Annotated in this window: 13 protein-coding genes and 1 other RNA gene; 5 read left to right on the forward strand and 9 right to left on the reverse strand. The window is 61.7% G+C overall.

What is annotated here, in order from left to right; genetic code table 11:
• Positions 1–79: 79 nt before the first annotated feature.
• From hisC to gyrA, 5 genes are all read right to left on the reverse strand, one after another.
• A complete protein-coding gene (gene hisC, locus ACTJK6_RS04935; RefSeq protein WP_316868613.1) occupies positions 80–1,204 on the reverse strand; it encodes a histidinol-phosphate transaminase in 1,125 nt (374 codons plus the stop codon).
• 52 nt (positions 1,205–1,256) lie between these two features.
• Complete coding sequence (gene pheA, locus ACTJK6_RS04940; RefSeq protein WP_232042287.1) at positions 1,257–2,372, reverse strand: prephenate dehydratase; 1,116 nt, start codon at positions 2,370–2,372, stop codon at positions 1,257–1,259.
• Positions 2,373–2,459: 87 nt separating this feature from the next.
• Positions 2,460–3,596: a 3-phosphoserine/phosphohydroxythreonine transaminase gene (gene serC / locus ACTJK6_RS04945; protein WP_232042286.1), complete on the reverse strand. Its 1,137-nt coding sequence runs from the start codon at positions 3,594–3,596 to the stop codon at positions 2,460–2,462.
• Between the two features lie 113 nt (positions 3,597–3,709).
• A complete protein-coding gene (locus ACTJK6_RS04950; protein WP_232042285.1) occupies positions 3,710–4,270 on the reverse strand; it encodes a DUF2059 domain-containing protein in 561 nt (186 codons plus the stop codon).
• A 128-nt stretch (positions 4,271–4,398) separates the two neighbouring features.
• The gene (gyrA, locus tag ACTJK6_RS04955) at positions 4,399–7,068 is read right to left on the reverse strand and encodes a DNA gyrase subunit A (protein ID WP_260802817.1); all 2,670 of its coding nucleotides are present in this window, start codon (positions 7,066–7,068) and stop codon (positions 4,399–4,401) included.
• A gap of 432 nt (positions 7,069–7,500) precedes the next feature.
• Between gyrA and ompA the strand changes: the two genes are divergently transcribed.
• On the forward strand, positions 7,501–8,157 hold the full coding sequence (gene ompA / locus ACTJK6_RS04960) for an outer membrane protein OmpA (RefSeq protein ID WP_232042283.1): 657 nt from the start codon (positions 7,501–7,503) through the stop codon (positions 8,155–8,157).
• Between the two features lie 175 nt (positions 8,158–8,332).
• Here the strand turns inward: ompA and ACTJK6_RS04965 are convergent, their stop codons facing one another.
• On the reverse strand, positions 8,333–8,839 hold the full coding sequence (locus ACTJK6_RS04965; protein WP_440838447.1) for a glycine zipper 2TM domain-containing protein: 507 nt from the start codon (positions 8,837–8,839) through the stop codon (positions 8,333–8,335).
• 160 nt (positions 8,840–8,999) lie between these two features.
• Here ACTJK6_RS04965 and ubiG point away from each other — a divergent pair, with 160 nt between their 5' ends.
• The 4 genes from ubiG to ssrA all read left to right on the forward strand — a co-directional run bounded on the left by ubiG (position 9,000) and on the right by ssrA (position 14,691).
• Entirely contained in the window at positions 9,000–9,716 is a 717-nt protein-coding gene (gene ubiG / locus ACTJK6_RS04970) for a bifunctional 2-polyprenyl-6-hydroxyphenol methylase/3-demethylubiquinol 3-O-methyltransferase UbiG (RefSeq protein ID WP_316878084.1), read from the forward strand.
• Positions 9,713–10,402: an HAD-IA family hydrolase gene (locus ACTJK6_RS04975; RefSeq protein WP_440838448.1), complete on the forward strand. Its 690-nt coding sequence runs from the start codon at positions 9,713–9,715 to the stop codon at positions 10,400–10,402. The genes ubiG and ACTJK6_RS04975 overlap by 4 nt, the downstream gene beginning before the upstream one ends.
• A 119-nt stretch (positions 10,403–10,521) precedes the next feature.
• Complete coding sequence (locus tag ACTJK6_RS04980; RefSeq protein ID WP_440838449.1) at positions 10,522–14,304, forward strand: DUF748 domain-containing protein; 3,783 nt, start codon at positions 10,522–10,524, stop codon at positions 14,302–14,304.
• A gap of 30 nt (positions 14,305–14,334) precedes the next feature.
• Positions 14,335–14,691: a transfer-messenger RNA gene (ssrA, locus tag ACTJK6_RS04985) on the forward strand.
• Positions 14,692–14,983: 292 nt separating this feature from the next.
• Here the strand turns inward: ssrA and ACTJK6_RS04990 are convergent.
• The 3 genes from ACTJK6_RS04990 to ACTJK6_RS05000 form a co-directional block, all read right to left on the reverse strand.
• Positions 14,984–17,569, reverse strand: a complete 2,586-nt coding sequence (locus tag ACTJK6_RS04990; RefSeq protein WP_440838450.1) for a fimbria/pilus outer membrane usher protein — start codon at positions 17,567–17,569, stop codon at positions 14,984–14,986.
• 125 nt (positions 17,570–17,694) lie between these two features.
• Complete coding sequence (locus ACTJK6_RS04995; protein ID WP_440838451.1) at positions 17,695–18,606, reverse strand: fimbrial biogenesis chaperone; 912 nt, start codon at positions 18,604–18,606, stop codon at positions 17,695–17,697.
• Positions 18,530–19,117 (reverse strand): fimbrial protein, encoded by a 588-nt coding sequence (locus ACTJK6_RS05000; RefSeq protein WP_260802823.1) that lies wholly within the window; start codon positions 19,115–19,117, stop codon positions 18,530–18,532. The genes ACTJK6_RS04995 and ACTJK6_RS05000 overlap by 77 nt, the downstream gene beginning before the upstream one ends.
• Positions 19,118–19,351: the final 234 nt, after the last annotated feature.

Here is a 19,351-nt window from a genome sequence, read left to right on the forward strand (position 1 = left end):
AAAAGCAAAGCGGCATTGTAGCCCGATGTGCGCAGGGCCCGATGCCGGAAACAGGGCGCTACGGCGGTTGCTACGGAAGTTACGCGGCAGCTTTTTCCTGCGCCAGCACCGTCTCCAGTGCGTCGATGAATGTGGCGTTCTCTTCCGGCAAGCCGATGCTGATGCGCAGCCACTGCGGCAAGCCGTAGTTGCCGACCGGACGCACGATCACGCCCTGCTTGAGCAACGCAACGTTCACGCGCGCACCGGCGCCCGTGTCATCGCCCACGCGCACCAGCACAAAATTGCCCGAGGACGGCACGTACTGAAGACCCAACCGATCGAATGCGTCTGTCAACTGCACGTAGCCGGCGGCGTTCAGTTCAGCCGATTGCTGCAGGAATTGCGCGTCATTGAGCGCCGCCACAGCTGCGGCCTGCGCCAGGCTGTTGACGTTGAACGGCTGGCGGATGCGGTTGAGCAGATCAGTCAACTGCGGCTGCGCAATGCCATAGCCGACACGCAAGCCTGCCAGTCCGTAAGCCTTGGAGAACGTCCGCGACACGAGCAGGTTCGGATACTGGCGCACCCATGCCGTGGAGTCGTACTGCTGCTCCGGTTTGAGGAACTCGTTGTACGCCTCGTCCAGCACGACAACGACCGTCGGCGGCACCTTGGCGAGGAACGCCGCAATGTCATCGGCCGAGAGGAACGAGCCAGTCGGGTTGTTCGGGTTGGCGATGTAGATCAGGCGCGTGTCCGGCGTGATTGCAGCGGCCATCGCGTCGAGATCGTGGCCGTAATCGCGGGCCGGCACCTCGATGGCGCGCGCGCCGACCTCCTGCGCCGCCAGCGCATACACGGCAAAAGAGTGCTGCGCATACATCACAGCCTGCCCCGGTGATACCAGCGCGCGAGCTGCCAGCTCGAGGATGTCATTGCTGCCGTTGCCGAGCGTGATCCATGCTTCCGGCACGCCAAACTTGGCATGCAGCGCCGCCTTCAGGCTGAAGCCGTTGGCGTCCGGATAGCGTGCCAGTTCGTCAATGGCCGAGGCCATCGCGTTCTTGGCCGACTGCGGCATGCCCAGCGGGTTTTCGTTGGACGCCAGCTTGACGATGCGCGCCGCATCGAGGCCGAACTCGCGTGCCACTTCCGAAATCGGCTTGCCTGCCACATAAGGGGCGATGGCACGGACATACTCGGGGCCGAACTGCAAAGACATGGGGTGCTCCTCTGTTATCGACGCCCTGCCCGTGCAGAGCGTCTTGAATCCCTCAATGTGCCGAGGGATAGGACCCCAACACTTTGAAATACGCCGCGTCGTGACGCAGCTTTTCCAGCGCGCGCGCTACCTGCGGGTCACGCTGATGGCCTTCCACATCGACGTAGAAGTAGTACTCCCACGCGCCACTGCGCGCCGGGCGCGACTCGAAGCGACACATCGACACGCCGTTCTCCGCCAACGGCGCCAGCAGCTTGTAGACAGCGCCGGCCTCGTTCGGCACCGACAGGATCAACGATGTCTGATCGCGTCCACTCGGCTCCGTCTCGTAGTTGCCGATCACGACAAAGCGCGTGCGGTTATGCGGATCGTCTTCCACATTGGCACGCACCACGTGCAGGCCGTAGCGGTTTGCCGCCTGCACGCTTGCAAGCGCGGCGACGGTTTCGTCCTCCCCCGCCATGCGCGCTGCCTCGGCGTTGCTCGACACGGCCTCACGCGGCAGATTCGGATAGTTGGTGTTCAACCACCGTTGGCACTGCGCCAGCGCCTGCGCGTGCGCGCGCACCACCTTCACCTGCGACATGTCGCCCGTCTTGTGCAACAAGTTATGATGCACTCGCAGCGCAATCTCGCCGCTGATCTTCAACGACGTCTGCAAGAACAGATCGAGCGTGCGCGACACCACGCCTTCCGTCGAATTTTCGACCGGCACCACACCGCAATCGACCGTGCCGGACTCTGCCGCACGAAACACTTCGTCGATGCTCGGGCACGGCATCGGCTGGATCTCGTGGCCGAAATGCGCGATTACCGCCTGCTCCGAGAACGTGCCCGCCGGGCCGAGGTAGCCGATGCGCAGGGCCTGTTCCAGACCACGGCAAGCGGACATCACCTCGCGCCAGATGGCAGCGATGCTCTCGTCGTGCAGAGGCCCTTGATTGCCCGACTGCATCTTGCGGATGACCTGCAATTCGCGGTCCGGCCGGAACGCCGGCGACGAATAGCGCTTCTTCACCTCGCCCACTTCCTGCGCCACCCTGGCGCGGTCCGAGAGCAGCGTAAGCAGCTGATTGTCGATGGCGTCGATCTGCGTGCGCAACGGCGCAAGCTCCGCCGCCAATGCGGCGTCCTTGTTTTGCTTCGTATCGTCTGACTGACTGGTCATTGTAGGAATCGGGTTCGGCAACGGATTGCAAATTGCCGCGCGAAGCGGGCGCTTCGCGCAATGTTCTGCCGTGATCGAGGATCAGCCTTACGCGGACACTCTCTCAAACTCACGCATGAAGTCGACCAGCGCCTCTACACCTTCCAGCGGCATCGCGTTGTAGATGCTCGCCCGCATGCCGCCCACGGACTTGTGACCCTTGAGCTGCACCAACCCGCGCTCGCGCGCCTGCGTGAGGAACGCCTCGTTGCGGGATTCGTCGTTAAGGAAGAACGGCACGTTCATGCGCGACCGGCACGTCGGATGGATCTCGTTGCGGTAGAAGCTGCTGGCGTCAATAAAGTCGTACAGCATCTTCGACTTGATGATGTTGCGCGTCTCCAGCGCCTCGACCCCGCCCTGGCGCTTGATCCACTGAAACACGAGCCCCGCGATGTAGATGGCGTAGGTGGGCGGCGTGTTGTACATGGAGCCGTTCTCGGCCACGAGACGCCAGTTGAATGCCGACGGGCACAGCGGGTGCGCGTGTCCGAGAAGGTCTTTGCGCACGATGGCAATCGTCAAGCCAGCGGGGCCGATGTTTTTCTGCGCGCCACCGTACAGGACCTGATAGCCGTTCCAGTCGATCGGCCGCGAGAGGATGTGGCTCGACACGTCAGACACCACCACACGCCCGTGCGCCTGGCCGACGTCCGGCGTCTCCTGATACTCGACACCAACAATGGTTTCGTTCGTGCACAGGTGCACGTAGGCCGCGTCTGACGACAGCTTCCAGCTCGATACGTCCGGGATCTTGTGGAAACGCTCAGCCTCGCTGGTTGCAGCGATGTTCACCTCGCCGTACTTGCGCGCTTCCTGCTGCGACTTGACCGACCACGTGCCGGTGACGACGTAGTCAGCCTTCGGTGCATCCGCCGACAGCCGACGCATCAGGTTCAGCGGCACAATGGCGTTCTCGGCGATGGCGCCCCCTTGCAGGAAGAGGATTTCGTAGTTGTCGGGCACCGCCAGCAACTGCCGCAAATCGCCGAACGCCGCTGCCAGGATGCTTTCGAATTCGCGGCCGCGATGGCTCATTTCCATCACGCTCATGCCGCTGCCGTGCCAGGAGACCATCTCCTCTTTCGCCTGTTCCAGCACCTCGAGCGGCAACACCGCCGGGCCTGCCGAAAAGTTGTACACACGCGCCTGGCTGGCTTGAAGGGCTCGATCCGCTTGGTTCATAGGGCGAAGGGCAAAAGAAAAATGGCTGTCTGGGCACAAACCCAAACAGCCATTATCTACCAACTGACAGCCCGAGGGGGATTGCGCCCCCATCGTCCGTCTATGCGGCGCAATTACTTCGCAGCAGCGGCAACTTCCTTGTCAGCCATGTCGCGCATCTTCTTGCCGACTTGCGGACCGTACTTCTGCATCACGTTGCCCCACACTTCCTGCATGGCCTTGCCCTGGTTGGCCATGAACTTCTGGCCGCTCGGCGTCTTCAGGAACGTGGTCAAGTCCTTGATTTCCTGGGTCGAGTAGTACTTGCCCAGCGAATCATAGTGAGCTTGCAGAGCATCCTTGCGGAAGGCTTCCGTGTCGAAGTCCTTGCCAGCACCGTCCGTCATGCGCTGCACGGCGCCGTTCTTCTTCAGCTTGTCGACAGCGGCTTGCTTCTGCTTGTCGTTCAGAGTCTTGTTCTCGACCAGTGCCTGCTCCAGCACCAGCGGGGCTTCCTGCTTAGCGCCGTTAGCCAACACTTCACCCTGACCCTTGATGGCTGCATCGACGTTCATCGTCGTCAGCAGCTCTTTGATGGCAGCCGTCTTGTCGGCGTCGCCAGCCTGCGCGAACGCAAACAGCGGAGCGAAACCGGCCACCACGATCAGATGTTTGAGTTTGAGACTCTTGTGCATTGTTGCTCCCTTGAGATAAGCGTTGCGTTTAGGCCGGGCGTGTGACGCAAAAGTTCCAAGCCCTTGCCGCGCACAGGTCCGGCATCATGACAGAACTGCGCCTAACGGCAAGCAAAAGATGTTTCTAATTATGTCTCGCTGCTGTCATCCGCCTGTGCATCGGCACCGGGAGCGGCATCCGCCGCATCGGTGCCTTCGACACCATCTGCGCCTTCAGCATCGGACTCCATCACACGTTGCAGCCCGGACAGCTTGTTGCCCTCACCCACTGAGATGAGCGTGACGCCCTGCGTGGCGCGACCCATTTCCCGGATCTCGTCCACGCGCGTGCGAATCAGCACACCGCCCGTCGTGATCAGCATGATTTCGTCTTCCGGCGCCACCAGCGCGGCGGCCACCACCTTGCCGTTACGCTCCGAGGTCTGGATGGCAATCATGCCTTTCGTACCGCGACCATGTCGGGTGTATTCGGAGATCGGCGTGCGCTTGCCGTAGCCGTTTTCGGTGGCAGTCAGCACACTGCCGACCACCGACTGGGCACCTTCGCCCTCGGTTTCTGCCGGCGCGACCAGCATGGCAATCACCTGCTGGCCCTCTTCCAGGTTCATACCGCGAACGCCGCGCGCTTGGCGACCCATCGGGCGCACATCGTTTTCATCGAAGCGCACCGCCTTGCCAGCGTCTGAGAACAGCATCACGTCGTGCTGACCATCCGTAATGTCCGCGCCGATCAGGAAATCGCCCTCGTCAAGATCCACTGCGATGATGCCGGCCTTGCGCGGGTTGGAGAAATCCGTCAGCGCCGTCTTCTTGACTGTCCCCTTGGAAGTCGCCATGAACACGAAATGCTGCTCATCGAACTGCTTCACCGGAAGGATCACGTTGATCTTCTCGCCCGGCGACAGCGGGAACATATTGACGATCGGACGACCGCGCGAGTTACGGCTGCCTTGCGGCACCTCCCAGACCTTGAGCCAATACAGACGGCCGCGATTCGAGAAGCAAAGGATGTAGTCGTGCGTGTTGGCGACAAATAGCGTGTCGATCCAGTCGTCTTCCTTCGTCGCGGCAGCTTGCTTGCCACGACCGCCACGCTTCTGCGCACGGTATTCGGAAATCGGCTGGCTCTTCATATAGCCGCTGTGTGACAACGTCACCACGAGATCTTGCGGCGTAATGAGGTCTTCTGTATCCAACTCGGTCGCATTGTGCTCGATCTGCGACCGACGCTCATCACCAAACTCGGCGCGGATCGCGGTGAGTTCCTCGACGATGATGGCGGTAATGCGCTCTGGCCGCGCCAAGATGTCCAGCAGATCGGCGATCTGTGCCATCACTTCGCGGTATTCCTGGACGATCTTGTCCTGTTCCAGCCCGGTGAGGCGTTGCAGGCGCATCTGCAGGATTTCCTGCGCTTGCGTGTCCGACAGCTTGTACAGGCCATCGGCCTGCATACCAAAGACGGGCAACAGTCCTTCCGGGCGATACGCAGCACCGCCGCCGGAGGTTTCGCTCTCCGCGCGAACGAGCATGTCGCGCACAAGACCCGAATCCCAGCTACGGTTCATCAACTCAGCCTTGGCGACCGGCGGGGTCGGGGCAGCCTTGATGATTGCGATGAACTCATCGATGTTGGCCAGCGCAACCGCCAGACCTTCCAGGATGTGACCACGCTCGCGCGCCTTGCGCAGATCAAATACGGTGCGGCGCGTCACCACCTCGCGGCGGTGCAGCAGGAAGCACTCCAGCATCTGACGCAAGTTCAGCAGACGCGGCTGGCCGTCGACCAGCGCCACCATGTTCATGCCGAACGTATCCTGCAGCTGCGTATTCTTATAGAGGTTGTTGAGCACAACCTCCGGCACTTCGCCGCGCTTGAGTTCGATCACCACGCGCATGCCGGACTTGTCCGACTCGTCGCGAATGTCGGAAATGCCTTCGATGCGCTTTTCGGTGACCAGCTCGGCAATACGCTCGAGCAGCGTGCGCTTGTTAACTTGATACGGCAGCTCGTCGACGATGATCGCTTGGCGCTGGCCGCGATCGATATCCTCGAAGTGCGTCTTGGCGCGCATCACCACGCGGCCGCGGCCGGTGCGATAGCCCTCACGGACGCCCGAAATGCCATAGATGATGCCCGCCGTCGGGAAATCCGGCGCCGGAATCAGCTCGATCAGCTCGTCGACGGTCGCTTCCGGGTTGCGCAACAAGTGCAGGCAACCATCGACGACTTCATTCAGATTGTGCGGCGGAATGTTCGTCGCCATACCCACCGCGATCCCGGACGACCCGTTGATCAGCAGGTTGGGAATGCGAGCCGGCAGAACCGATGGTTCAGTTTCGGAGCCGTCGTAGTTCGGCTCGAAATTGACCGTTTCCTTGTCGAGGTCGGCCAGCAGTTCGTGGGCGATCTTCGACAGGCGGATTTCGGTGTAACGCATCGCCGCGGCGTTGTCGCCGTCGACCGAGCCGAAGTTGCCTTGGCCGTCGACCAGCATGTAGCGCAGAGAGAAGTTCTGCGCCATCCGCACGATGGTGTCGTATACAGCAGTGTCGCCGTGGGGGTGATACTTACCGATCACATCCCCGACGATACGGGCGGACTTCTTATAGGGGCGATTCCAGTCGTTGTTCAGCTCGTGCATCGAGTACAACGCACGACGATGCACCGGCTTGAGACCATCCCGCACATCTGGAAGGGCGCGACCTACGATCACGCTCATGGCGTAAGCGAGGTACGAGCTGCGCATTTCTTCTTCGAGCGATACCGGGAGTGTCTCTTTGGCGAATTGATCCATTGGGCGAACGGTGGGAGGTCCCCTAGTGAGCACAGTGGTGCCCACAGCGGGACGCTGCGGTTGCGCGAATAACAGAACATTTTACCATGCCGCAAGCCCCCTCCCCTCATACGCGCGAGCGACGCATCGTCAACCCCAGGCACGTTCCCTGCGAGCGAGGACAAAACCGGCGAGCCAGTCCCCATAAGGGTTTGCGAGCCATTTCCTGCCTTGTTGCGTACACACCACAAGGCCGTGGTGCCCCGTTCGAATCGCTTATATTTGCTTTTTAGGAGTGCGTGCTTGTGGCACAATCCCCCAGCGAAGAGGCAGACATTGTTCGAAGTGGAGCCTTCACCACACCGAGAATGTTATACTCCGAAGAATGTATGACTTGTTTTCGTCCCATCTGCTCGCAGTCTTCTGCGGTGATCTCATCCTGAGAGGAGAAATATGAAAAAATTTGCCAAGCTCGCGTTCGCTGCAGCTGCGGTAGCCATGGCTGCGTCCGCTTACGCTCAGTCGGTGCCCTACGAAAAGAAGGCCGTCAACGACAACTGGGGTAACGGCACGAGCGAGTGGGTCTGGAAGAACGGCACGAACGAACTGTGCTGGCGCAATGGCTTCTGGACGCCGGCAACCGCCAACGCTCAGTGCGACGGCGCTCTGGCTCCGGCTGCTGCTCCGACGGCTGCTCCGGCTGCTCCGGCTGCCCCGGTTGTGTCGAGCGAAAAGGTTACGTTCGCTGCTGACACCCTGTTCGATTTCGACAAGGCTGTGCTGAAGCCGGAAGGCAAGGCCAAGCTGGACGACCTGGTCTCGAAGCTGAAGGGCATCAACCTGGAAGTCGTGATCGCCGTTGGCCACACCGACTCGTTCGGCTCGGACAAGTACAACGACCGCCTGTCGGTCCGTCGTGCTGAAGCCGTCAAGGGCTACCTGGTCAGCAAGGGCATCGAAGCCAACCGTGTCTACACGGAAGGCAAGGGCAAGCGCCAGCTGAAGGTTGATCCGAAGTCGTGCAAGGGTTCGCGCAAGGCACAAATCGCCTGCCAGCAACCGAACCGCCGCGTGGACGTCGAAGTGGTCGGCACCCGCAAGGCTCAGTAATTCGGTTCACACCGGGAAAAAGCCCAGCGAAAGCTGGGCTTTTTTTCGCCTGTACACCGGCAAACGCCCTCCTCTGGGCTGCAGCGGAAAGGGCACTAAAAAAGCGATGACGCCAGATGCGCCATCGCTTTTTTGTTTGGGGCACCCGATGCCCCTCTTCTCGTGGCCGCCCTTCTTATTGATAGGAAGGTGTCGCCTGGTCGTTAGCAACCATGGCGCGATCGCCAACGCGCAGATTGTTCGGGTTTCGCTGGGTGACGGTGGCAACGCGACCATCGTCCAGGCGCACGGTGATGCGGTACACCGTTTGGCCACCCGCTCCGGCGCGCTGCTCGACCTGGTTGCCTGCATAGGCACCGAGTGCTGCGCCACCAATAGTCGCGACTGTGTTGCCCGTACCGCCGCCAACCTGATGACCCAGAATGCCGCCGGCCACGCCGCCGATGATCGTGCCCAAAATGCCCGGGCTATTTGCCGGGGCCTGCATCGGCTGGATCGATTCGACCCGGCCGTAAAGGGCGCCCGTTTGCTGCGGCTGCCCGCCATAAGCCGGTTGTTGGCCATAGGCGGGCTGCTGAGCATACCCACCGTTATAGCCACCGCCGTAACCGGGCGCGGCGCAGCCCGCCAGCACTGTCAGGCCCGCAACACCCAGTCCCATCAGAATATGTTTGGATTTCATTGATCTCTCCTTGAGCGAAGGTGACAGTTGGAGGAAGTGCATGCGCATTTGTTCACCTCTGTTTCAATGTGAAACCTTTTTGCGAACCCCATGATTTGGTCGGGGCGATGCTTTTTGGTACATTTCCTCACCTAGCCGATATGCCCTGGCGCAGCGCAACATGACGACCACTCACGCGAACGCCGATCCCGGCGAACTCGAAAAATTCAGCGAACTCGCCCACCGCTGGTGGGATCCGAACAGCGAGTTCAAACCCCTCCACGAAATCAATCCGCTGCGCCTTGACTGGATTCAGTCGATTGCGCCGCTGGTTGGCAAACGCGTCGTAGACGTCGGTTGCGGCGGCGGCATCCTCTCAGAGAGCATGGCGCGTGCCGGGGCTAACGTCAAAGGCATCGATCTGTCCCGCAAAGCATTGCGTGTTGCAGACCTGCACAGCCTCGAGGCGGGCATTACCGTCGATTACGAGGAGATCGCCGCGGAAGCGCTGGCCGCACGCGAGCCGGGTAGCTTCGATGTCGTTACTTGCATGGAGATGCTCGAACATGTGCCGGATCCGGCATCCGTTGTTCGCGCGTGCGCGACATTGGTGAAGCCAGGCGGTTACGTATTTTTTTCGACCATCCACCGGAACGCCAAGGCGTATCTGCTGGCGGTCATTGGCGCGGAGTATGTCCTCAACATGCTGCCGCGCGGCACGCATGATTACGCCAAGTTCATTCGCCCCTCAGAGCTGAGCGCGTTCGTACGCGGGGCCGGGCTGCAGGCTCAAGAGATGCGCGGGCTGGAATACAACCCGCTCACCGGCCGCTACGCCCTTACGCAGGACACCAGCGTCAACTACCTGATGGCGACGCGCCGTCCGGCCGAGGCATGACGGTGCGCCAGTTCCCCGATCCGCTGGGCGCGGTGCTGTTCGACCTGGACGGCACGCTTGCTGACACGGCCCCTGATCTGGCCGCGGCGGCCAACAAGGTGCGCACCGACCGCGGCCTCGAACCGGTGGACTACGAAGCGCTCCGCCCGGTTGCCTCGCATGGTGCCCGCGGGCTGATTGGCGTGGCGTTCGGCGTTGGGCCCGAGGATGCGGAATTCGAATCCCTACGGCTGGCGTTTCTCGCCAACTACGAGGCGGAGATCTGCGTGCGCACGCGGTTGTTTCCAGGCATGGCCGACGTGCTGCTGGAACTGGGCCGCGCAGGCATTCCCTGGGGCATCGTCACCAACAAGTCGGGGCGCCTGACGGTTCCGCTGGTTGCGCAGTTGCCGTTGCCGGTGCCGCCAGCCTGTGTCGTCGCGGGCGACACCACGCCGCATGCCAAGCCCCACCCCGCCCCTCTGCTGCATGCAGCCGAATCCATCGGCGTCAATGCACGGCAGATCGTCTACGTGGGCGATGACCTTCGCGATATCGAAGCCGGCCGTGCTGCCGGCATGCCTACCATTGCGGCCAGTTACGGCTATTGTGGTAATGGACCATCGCCCGTGGAATGGCGCGCCGATGCGCTGATTGCCAGCGCGGCCGAGCTGATTCCGCTGTTGCTCGAATCGCAACGCGCTTGACCACGATGCCCAGGTGAATGCCTGGGCGTCGCACCTTTCAGGACCGCCGCCTCCCATCGGGGACGTGGCGGTCGACCGACTGACGAAGTAGGCCACGCCATGGCCGGACCGACACCAGCATGAGCACCTCCCCCGATTCGCGCCCTGATCTGCAATCGAATACCAATGGCTGGCGCGCGCGGCTTGATCGCGTGCGCGGTACGGCAGGCTGGCAACGCGCGGCTCAGGTTGGTACATCGCGACGCACCAAGCGCACCGCGATCGGCGTGCTGATCTTCTTGGTGGCATTCGGGCTGCTGGGCGCATTCGGTGGCCCGCCGCTGCTGCGACACCTGGCACAAACGCAACTCAGTACGCTGCTGGAACGGCCGGTTTCGGTCGGCAAGATCAGCATCAACCCATACACGCTGCGGCTTGATGTTGACCAGCTCCACATTGCCGAGCGCGACGGCAAGACGCCGTTCGTCGACGTCGGCCATCTGCATGTGAACGCGTCGTGGAGTTCGATCTTCCGCCGCGCGCCCGTCATTGAAGAGCTCAGCATCGAGGCGCCGCAGGTGCGTATCGTGCGCACCGCCGAACAGCGCTTCAACTTCTCCGACATCGTCGACAGGCTAAGCCAGCCGGAGAACCCACCCAAGCCCAAGTCGAACGAGCCGGCGCGTTTCGTCTTCGCCAATCTGCAGTTGGCCAACGGCGCGATCGATTTTGTCGACCAGCCGCTCGGTACGGAGCACAAGGTGGATGGCCTGCAAATCGGTGTGCCTTTCCTGGCGAGCCTGCCAGCCGATGTGGACATCTTCGTGCAACCGCTGCTGGCAGCGCGCATCGATGGCGCACCGCTGCATTTTGCGGGCAAGACAAAGCCATTTGCCGATTCGCTCGAATCCAACCTCAACGTCAAGATCGATGGCCTCGATCTGCCCCGCTACCTTGGCTACGTGCCCGGCCCACTGCCGGTGGCGGTGCCGCAAGGCAAGCTGACGACCGATCTGACGATCGAGTTCCAGAAGCCGAAGGCCGGTGCTCCGGTACTGCGCGTGCACGGCACAGCCGGCCTCGACAACCTGGAAGTGGTGGATGCCAAGAAAGCGCCACTGGTGGCTGCCAAACAGGTGCGCGCAACACTTGCCGACGTGCGCCCGCTCGACAACGTATTCCACCTCGATACGCTGACGCTGGATGGCGTACGCGTCGATGCCACGCGTGGTACAGATGGCGCGATCAATTTCGCGCAACTCGGCGGCAAACCCGTACCTGCCGAAGCGAATGCTGCCAAGGCAGAGCCTGCGCCGGCCGCCAAGCCGAAGCCCTTGGATGTGGTGGTCAGCAAGCTGCAACTGGCGAACAGCACAGTCCATTGGCGAGATTCGACCACGCAGCCGGCTGCCGACCTGACACTGGAAGACCTCCACGGTGACTTTGGCGTGCGCACGTTGGGCGGCCCGACCACACTTGATGTGGGCGCCAAGCTGGCGCAAGGCGGCGCGCTCAATGTTAAGGGCAGCATATTGCTGGAGAAAAGCACCGGCGAGCTGGAGCTGAAACTGGATGGCGTGAAGCTGGCCGGCATCGGCCCGTATCTGCGCCAGGCGGGCGCACCGCAATTGCAGAACGGCGCGCTGTCGGCCGACGGCAAGGTGGCGCTCGACTTCGGGCCTGACAAATTCAACGTGCGTGCGGAACCGCTGACCGCCAGCCTGGCCGATCTGTCGCTGGCGCCATCCACGGGCAAAGACACTGCGCTGCGCGCCAAGCTGCTGCGCGCGGATGTAAAGAGCTTTGACCTGAGCGCCCGCACCATCGCACTGAACGAAGTACGCGCAGACGGGCTGCAGATCGACGCACTGCGCAAGAAGGACGGTACGACCACGTTGACGCTGCTCGATGGGCCGCAATCGACAACGGGCAAATCGGCGGCGCCGGCCAAGTCCAGCGCAAAATCGAACGCCCCGGCCGAAAAACCCTGGGCTGTGACGGTGCAAACGCTGAAGCTGGACAACAGTGCCGTCGGCTTTGAAGACCAATCCAATTCGCGCCCGGTCAAGGTACGTGTCGAGCCGCTGAACGTGGTCGTGCAAAACGCCTCCTCCGACCTGGGCAAACCCGTCAACGTGCAGATTGGTGCGGGGCTGGGTACCAAGGGCAAGCTCGATGTACGCGGCGAGGTGGTACCGCAGCCGCTGAAGGCCGACCTGCGCGTAAACTCGCAGAACCTGTCACTCGCGGGTTTCGACCCGTATCTGGACAAGTCGTTGAACGCGGCGATTACCAGCGCGTTGCTATCGATGGACGGGCGCCTCGTCCTCAACCAGGGCAAGGCGTTGACTGTGAACTACCAGGGCAACGCGACGCTGGGCAACGTGCGCCTGCAAGATCGCGTGAGTTCGGACGACTTCCTGCGCTGGCGCTCGCTCGCGCTCAACCGCATCCAGGCCAACTATGACGGCGCTACGCCGCATGTGCGTGTGGGCGCGGTGGCACTATCGACGTTTTACGCGCGGATCATCATCAACCCGAATGGGCGCCTGAACCTCCAAGATATCCGCGTGCAGCCGACCGAGGAGCGACGCTCGCTGACCCAGAGCGAACCTGCATCGGCATCGGGCGCTACAGCTTCCGCCCCGGCAGCTGCACCCGTGGTAGCTTCGGCCCCTGCTGCGGCGCCTGCATCGGCTGTCACCGTAACAGCCACCCCGCCCGCACCCAAGGCCGGCGGCGCAGACCTGCGCGTTGACGCCATCACGCTGCAGGACGGGAACATCCGCTTCACCGATAACTTCGTCAAACCAAACTACACCGCCAACCTTACGGCCATCGGCGGCTCCATTGGTACGATCAGCACCGCCGCCAACCAGACCCCTGCCGACGTGACACTGCGCGGCAGTGTCGACGGCACGGCACCGGTGGACATCCACGGCAAGGTCAACCCGCTCGCCCCCACGGCCTTCGTGGACCTGACGGCCAAAGCCGACGGCGTAGAGCTGACCAACCTCACGCCCTACTCCGCCAAATACGCCGGCTACCCGATCACCAAGGGCAAGCTGACGATGGATCTGCACTACCTGCTCGACCAGGGCAAGCTGACCGCTGACAACCATATCTTTATCGACCAGCTCACCTTCGGCGACCGCGTAGAAAGCAAGGACGCCACCAATCTGCCCGTGCGGCTGGCGGTGGCGCTGCTGAAGAATTCGCGCGGCGAGATCGACGTGCGCGTGCCGGTGTCAGGCTCGCTCGATGATCCGCAGTTCAGCATCGGCGGCGTCATCCTGCGCGCGTTCGTGAACCTCATCGCACGTGCCGTGACGGCGCCGTTCTCGTTGCTGGCGAGTGCGTTCGGCGGCAGCGGCGGCGAAGAACTCGGCTACATCGAATTCGATCCGGGCACGTCGGACATCAGCCAGGCATCGGTGGCCAAGCTCGACAAGCTCGCCACTGCGCTGAAGGACCGCCCGGCACTGAAGGTCGACATCATCGGCCGCGTCGATCCGGAGTTCGACCGCGACGGCCTGCGTCGGGAGGCGGTAAATCGCCAGATTCGCGAGCAGAAGCTCAAGGACGCCGGCGACGCTGCTGAGGCAGACACAACGGTCAAGCCGGAAGAGGAAAACAAGTATCTTGAACGCGCCTACAAGGCCGCCAAGTTCCCCAAACCGCGCAACGTGATCGGGCTTGCGAAATCGTTGCCGCCCGACGAGATGCGCAAGCTGATGGAAACCAACGTGCAAGTGACGGATGCTGACCTGCGGGAACTCGCCCAGCGCCGTGCCAACGCCGTCCATGTGGCGCTGGCAGAACGTGTGGAGCCTGGACGTCTCTTCGTGGTAGCGCCCAAGCTCAGTGCCGATGGCATCAAGGACAAAGGTAAGACGACACGGGTTGATTTCGCGCTGAAGTAACCCATCTGTGGGATAATTCTCTTCTTCTCTGGGGCCGACCTGGTTTCGACGTGGGTTGCGAAGCAGTGAGGGCATACCGAGGACCCGTCACCTCGTTAATCAATGGGAATGCAATAACTGCTAACGACGAACGTTACGCACTGGCAGCCTAAGGGCCGCCGTCCTCGCACTGGCTCGCTGACGGGCTAGGGTCGAAAGACTAGCGAGGTCATTTACGTCAGATAAGCTCTAGGTGAGTCACGGGCCTAGAGACGAAAACTTAGTGAATCGCCGTCGTAGAGCGTGTTCGTCCGCGATGCGGCGGTTAAATCAAATGACAGAACTAAGTATGTAGAACTCTCTGTGGAGGGCTTGCGGACGCGGGTTCGATTCCCGCCGGCTCCACCAAATGCAAAACCCCAACCGTTCTCGGTTGGGGTTTTTTCTTTTCGGCACACGCGCCTGCGGGACCTGCCCCGCGGAAGGATCGACCTAGCCGCTTCGGCTCACTGCAAGACATGCATGGCAGACGAGCCAGTCGAGCCGCCTCACGCCGCGCCAGTCATAGCTCATCGCAAAAACGACAGACGTATTCGCGGTGCCCATCCTTACCTTGCCTTAATTGCGGCACTTAGTGTCGAGGCCGGCAGCGGTGGCAACTGAAGATCGTCAAGACCGATGACGTTACGCCTGCCCGACCTCATCGGCAGCGCAGCGTCTGCCTCTGGTAGTTCCGTCCGGGTTCAGCCTGGCGCAACGCATAAGGCGCCTGACACTGGTTGTCTTTCCACTTCACCGACAAGGTGCCCTGTTCCTGATTGAGCAGCACAAATGCATTCCCGTTCGGATCTGCGATGCCGAGGTGCCTGCCGGTTTGTGCGTCTTCCACGCTCGCGCCAAAAGGCACCGGCGTCCCATTCGCCTGCTGGAGTGCGAACTGGGCGCGCTGGCCGCTGTAACCCTTGAAGGTCGCCTGCACGATCGCGCCGCGGCGCGGCACCACCTGCTTGACGGTGTCCTCCAGTTCCACATCCGCACCCAGGTTATGCGTCTCGGGGCTCAGCGCATTCAGGCGATACGGCTGCGCATAGGTGATCACTGCGTACCCGTTGCGGCCGACCGAGGTACCAGCATCGGTCTTCACGTCCACGCCCTTGAGCCCTTCCACCTTCATCAGCGCGAAGGTATCTCCCACGGTGCGGCTCAAGTTGACGCCGCCGCGATGGACCACCACAGAGCCTGTGGCGCCAACGCTAGTCGATTGGTAGTCGCGTGCAACGTTCACGTTGGCGTTGAGCTGCCCCATGTCGGTGTCTCGGGTGATGCTTGCCCCGCCGGTGGCGCCGCGTCCACTGCCGGTGTAACCGGCCTGCATGGCATACGAGGTTTTCTCGTTGACAAAGCCGCTCAGACCGCTCTGGACATTGGTGCCGCCGTTATTGCTATTACTGATATTGGTATACGCACGCCCCGACCGCAGCTTGCCACCCAGCGGAATCGACATCGTCAGCATGATTTGCGTGCTGTTGCCGTTTCCGCTAAACCGGGTGTCCTTCGTCTGGCTCAGGCTGAGGTTGTAGCTCAACTGTTTCCAGTTGTTGCCATAACCCACACTAAGACTGCGGCTCGACCCGGGCTGGTTCCAGTAGGTCTGCTGGCTGACGTTCAAGTAAACGCTGCCGTATCGGCGGTCCACGCCACCCAGGTCCTGGCTGGTCGTCAGGTCAATACGTGAGCGACTGCGCCCGGACTGAAAGCCGAGGCCGTTGACCCAACCATTGCTTGCGGTGCTACTGAGATCGTTGACGTGATCGTTGAAGGTGCGGTAACCGGACGTCGAATATCGATAGGCAGCAAGCGTGAAGTTAGTGTTAGTGCTGGTAAATGTCTTGGCGTACAGAACCCGCACACTCTGCCCGGTGTCCCGCTTACCGCGCACCCGGCTGGTGGATTGGGTCACATCGACGGAAAGCGCGCCAATGGGTGTGTTGGTGCCGACACCCACGTTCACTGCCTGGAAGTCCTTTGATACCTGCAAGCCCCCAGCTACCGTACTGTTATCAGTCAGTCCATAGACGAGCGAACCGCTGACAAGATTGGGCGACGGGCCCTGCTCGCCATCGTATTTACCGGCGGCAAAGTTGTACTTGAGCCGCCCTTTGCGCAGCATCAACGGCAGGCTTGAAAACGCCTGGTGCGTGACGCGCCTGCTGCCGTCGGCTTCGATCACGGTGATCTCAAGATCGCCGTTGGAGCCGGACGGGAAAATATCGGTGAGTTGGAATGGGCCAGGCGGGACATTGGCCCGATAGAGGACATAGCCACTCTGACGTACCTCGACCACCGCATTGGTAGCGGCTTGTCCGCGCACCACCGGCGCGTAACCACGCTCGCTGTCGGGCAGCATGGCATCGTCGGAGCCGACTTGCACCCCGCGAAACCGCACGCTGTCGAACAACGTTGAATCGGAGTACTGCTCGCCGAGACTCAATTGGCCCTTGATGGCATCGACGTCGCGCTGCACCAGCGTGCGGTTGCTCTTGAAGCGGGTCTGGCCGCTGTTGCTTCCACTGACCGTGGACTCGTTTCTCAGTCGCCAACGGCCAATGTTCACGCCGTTCTGCAGGCCAATGAAATAGCTGCTGCTGTCGCTACCAATGCGAGTGTGGCCGTAGTTGCCGCTGAACTGGTAATTGACGTAGCCAGCTGTTACGCCTTCGTCCCACAGAGCCGGGTCCACGTAGCCACGTGCTGCACGCGAGAGAAATGCCTGCGGAACGCTCAGATTCAGCTGCAGTCGGCCGGCGTCGAAATCGACTGAGGCCTGATCCATCACGTGTGGCAGATCAAGGCACGCCTGGCTATTGATGTCCAGCGGCGGGGTCACGCTGCTCAGATTGACGCCGAAGTCGTGCAGCATCTTGGCTGTCAGGCATGGGCGGAGCTGCGTTTTTTCACTGTCCTGATAAAAGTCGATATCACGGCGGCCCACCAGATTGCCGTTGACTTCAACCTCGACCCGATAGGTGCCAGGCGGCACGCTGCTGCCGGAACTGAGCACGGCGCTCAGGTCCGCCGGGCGCCCTTGGCCGTGCAAAAAGCTCGTGTTGTACGCAAGCAGCATTGGATCTGCCTGCGCAACGAGCGTCTCTCCTTCGGCGGCCCGCGCGCTGTTCATCATCGCAAGACACACGGCCAGGTAGAGCGGCGTTGCGCTCGGGCGTGCAGCAGCCGCTTTTCCATTGGTCTTTCTGGAGACCGCTTTGGTCGTCTGGCGGGTAGACATCGCAATGCTCGCTTCTGGCTTGGTGAATCGGGGGGCTGTCACATAGGCAAGCTCCGCTACGGTTGGCGCGGGCTTATCCAGCCCAGGCGGGCTGGCGCAATCGAACCGGCTGGCGGCCGGCTCAATCAATTGCCGGTAGAAACCGGTGTGCTCGGCTGACTGCCGTGCAAAGTGACGCGGTAGCTTTGGCGGCCGCCGTAGTCATTGATGACGTCGTAGCGCAGCTCCGGCACGGTGGTGTTGGCCGGCAACTTCACGGACAACGCCACCGTGGCGCCGGGGGCAACCATCTTCGCGTCGATGACGGGTTCTTCTGCGCTGCCGCTGTGTACCTTTGCGTCCACCACGGTGACGTGGTAGAGACTCGGGTTGCTCAAACGCAGCATCGCCTTGCCACCATCCTGGTTGAGTTGCCATTGCAGGCTGGCCGGAGCCTTCTGGGGGTCCGCGTTCAAACCAGCCGGCCGATAGAACACCTTGATGCGCTGGCGGACAGCCAGTTGCAATACGTTGTCGTTGTGGGCTGTCTGCGGAACCTCTTGTACATTCAACCAGAAGGCCGACTCACGATCTGTCGGCATACCCACGCCTTCGTACAGCACCCGCAGCATTTGCTGCTGCTTTGCTGCCAACTTGGCCAGCGGCGGGGTGATGGCAAACGGCAGTTGACCGTGTGCGCCTTCATCAAGCGGATCAAGCCACGCCTGGATCAATGCATCGCCACCGTCGTTGTTGACGACCACGGAGGTTTCCTTGTTCTTGCCGTCAAAGATCAGCCGCGTGGTGCTGAGGGAAATGCTGGCGTGACTCGCGGACGCAGCCAACGCGCACGCCAACGCCGCGCCAACGGCGCATCGTTTTGCTTTCATATCCGGAATAGCCTGTGAAGAAATAGACGGCAGCGGCGTAATGACCGCTGCCGATTGAAGCCAGCCGTGTTGGCTGGCGCTTGTCTTACGCTTACTCGTAGGTGAGCGTGAACGGCAGGCTGGCGTTGGCGATACCCGGCTTGATCTTCGTCGGGTCTGCAGCCACATAGGCCGCGGCGAAGCGCACGTTGACTGCGCCACCGGTCGACGGCACCGTGGTTTGTGCCAGCAGGTTGCCGGCGCTGAGGTCGAACGCGTTTGCGCCAGCGCCCGTACCTTCGTACACGGCAATGCTCACGCCTTGTGCGAAGCCTGCGGCGGTGTTGCCGTTGTTCACGCGCAGCGTCTTCTTGTCTGCGCTCAGCTCAGCCGTCTTGCCGGCGAACTTCATGCTGACCTTGGCGCCCGTCTTGCAGACCACGTCAATGTTGGCCGAGCCAGCGCCGTTGGCGAGGTTCTTCGGTGCGGTCAGCGTACCGATGTCATCGGCAGCAATGGTGCCCATGTCGACGTTGATGGTGCCTGCATCGCCGGCGAGCGAGGACACCTTGCAGGTGTCGCTCAGGATCGTGCCTTGGAAATTGATGACTCCATCCACCGACGTAGGCGTCGTTTGGGCCATTGCGGCGGCCGACAGCGTAGACATGGCGACGCCAGCCAGGAACAGTTTTGCTTTCATTGACTTACCCTTAGATTGAATCCGCGGCACGAACGTGCTGGATTTGGTCGAGAACAAATGCCTATCGAAGAAGGCAGGCGCAAGTATTCCAAGCGTGGCGGCTGGGCCATATCAGACTGTTCTGAAAAAGCGGTCGGATTCGTGCTTTTGCGGGCACGTCGCCTTACGCCAATCGGGCGCGAAGGCTTTCTCGTTGCGAACGCAGCGGCTCGCTAGGTGCGCTGTAGAACCAAG

This window comes from Ralstonia sp. 22086 (assembly GCF_052045975.1).
In the GTDB taxonomy this organism is placed as follows: Bacteria; Pseudomonadota; Gammaproteobacteria; order Burkholderiales; family Burkholderiaceae; genus Ralstonia; species Ralstonia wenshanensis.

Bases quoted from the DNA above. Each gene is read 5' to 3' on its own strand.
- serC (WP_232042286.1), bottom strand. From the start codon at position 3,596: ATGAACCAAGCGGATCGAGCCCTTCAAGCCAGCCAGGCGCGTGTGTAC.
- pheA (WP_232042287.1), bottom strand. From the start codon at position 2,372: ATGACCAGTCAGTCAGACGATACGAAGCAAAACAAGGACGCCGCATTG.
- ompA (WP_232042283.1), top strand. From the start codon at position 7,501: ATGAAAAAATTTGCCAAGCTCGCGTTCGCTGCAGCTGCGGTAGCCATG.
- gyrA (WP_260802817.1), bottom strand. From the start codon at position 7,068: ATGGATCAATTCGCCAAAGAGACACTCCCGGTATCGCTCGAAGAAGAA.
- ACTJK6_RS04965 (WP_440838447.1), bottom strand. From the start codon at position 8,839: ATGAAATCCAAACATATTCTGATGGGACTGGGTGTTGCGGGCCTGACA.
- ACTJK6_RS04990 (WP_440838450.1), bottom strand. From the start codon at position 17,569: ATGTCTACCCGCCAGACGACCAAAGCGGTCTCCAGAAAGACCAATGGA.
- ACTJK6_RS04950 (WP_232042285.1), bottom strand. From the start codon at position 4,270: ATGCACAAGAGTCTCAAACTCAAACATCTGATCGTGGTGGCCGGTTTC.
- ACTJK6_RS05000 (WP_260802823.1), bottom strand. From the start codon at position 19,117: ATGAAAGCAAAACTGTTCCTGGCTGGCGTCGCCATGTCTACGCTGTCG.
- ACTJK6_RS04980 (WP_440838449.1), top strand. From the start codon at position 10,522: ATGAGCACCTCCCCCGATTCGCGCCCTGATCTGCAATCGAATACCAAT.
- hisC (WP_316868613.1), bottom strand. From the start codon at position 1,204: ATGTCTTTGCAGTTCGGCCCCGAGTATGTCCGTGCCATCGCCCCTTAT.
- ubiG (WP_316878084.1), top strand. From the start codon at position 9,000: ATGACGACCACTCACGCGAACGCCGATCCCGGCGAACTCGAAAAATTC.
- ACTJK6_RS04995 (WP_440838451.1), bottom strand. From the start codon at position 18,606: ATGTGGCTGCAGACCCGACGAAGATCAAGCCGGGTATCGCCAACGCCA.
- ACTJK6_RS04975 (WP_440838448.1), top strand. From the start codon at position 9,713: ATGACGGTGCGCCAGTTCCCCGATCCGCTGGGCGCGGTGCTGTTCGAC.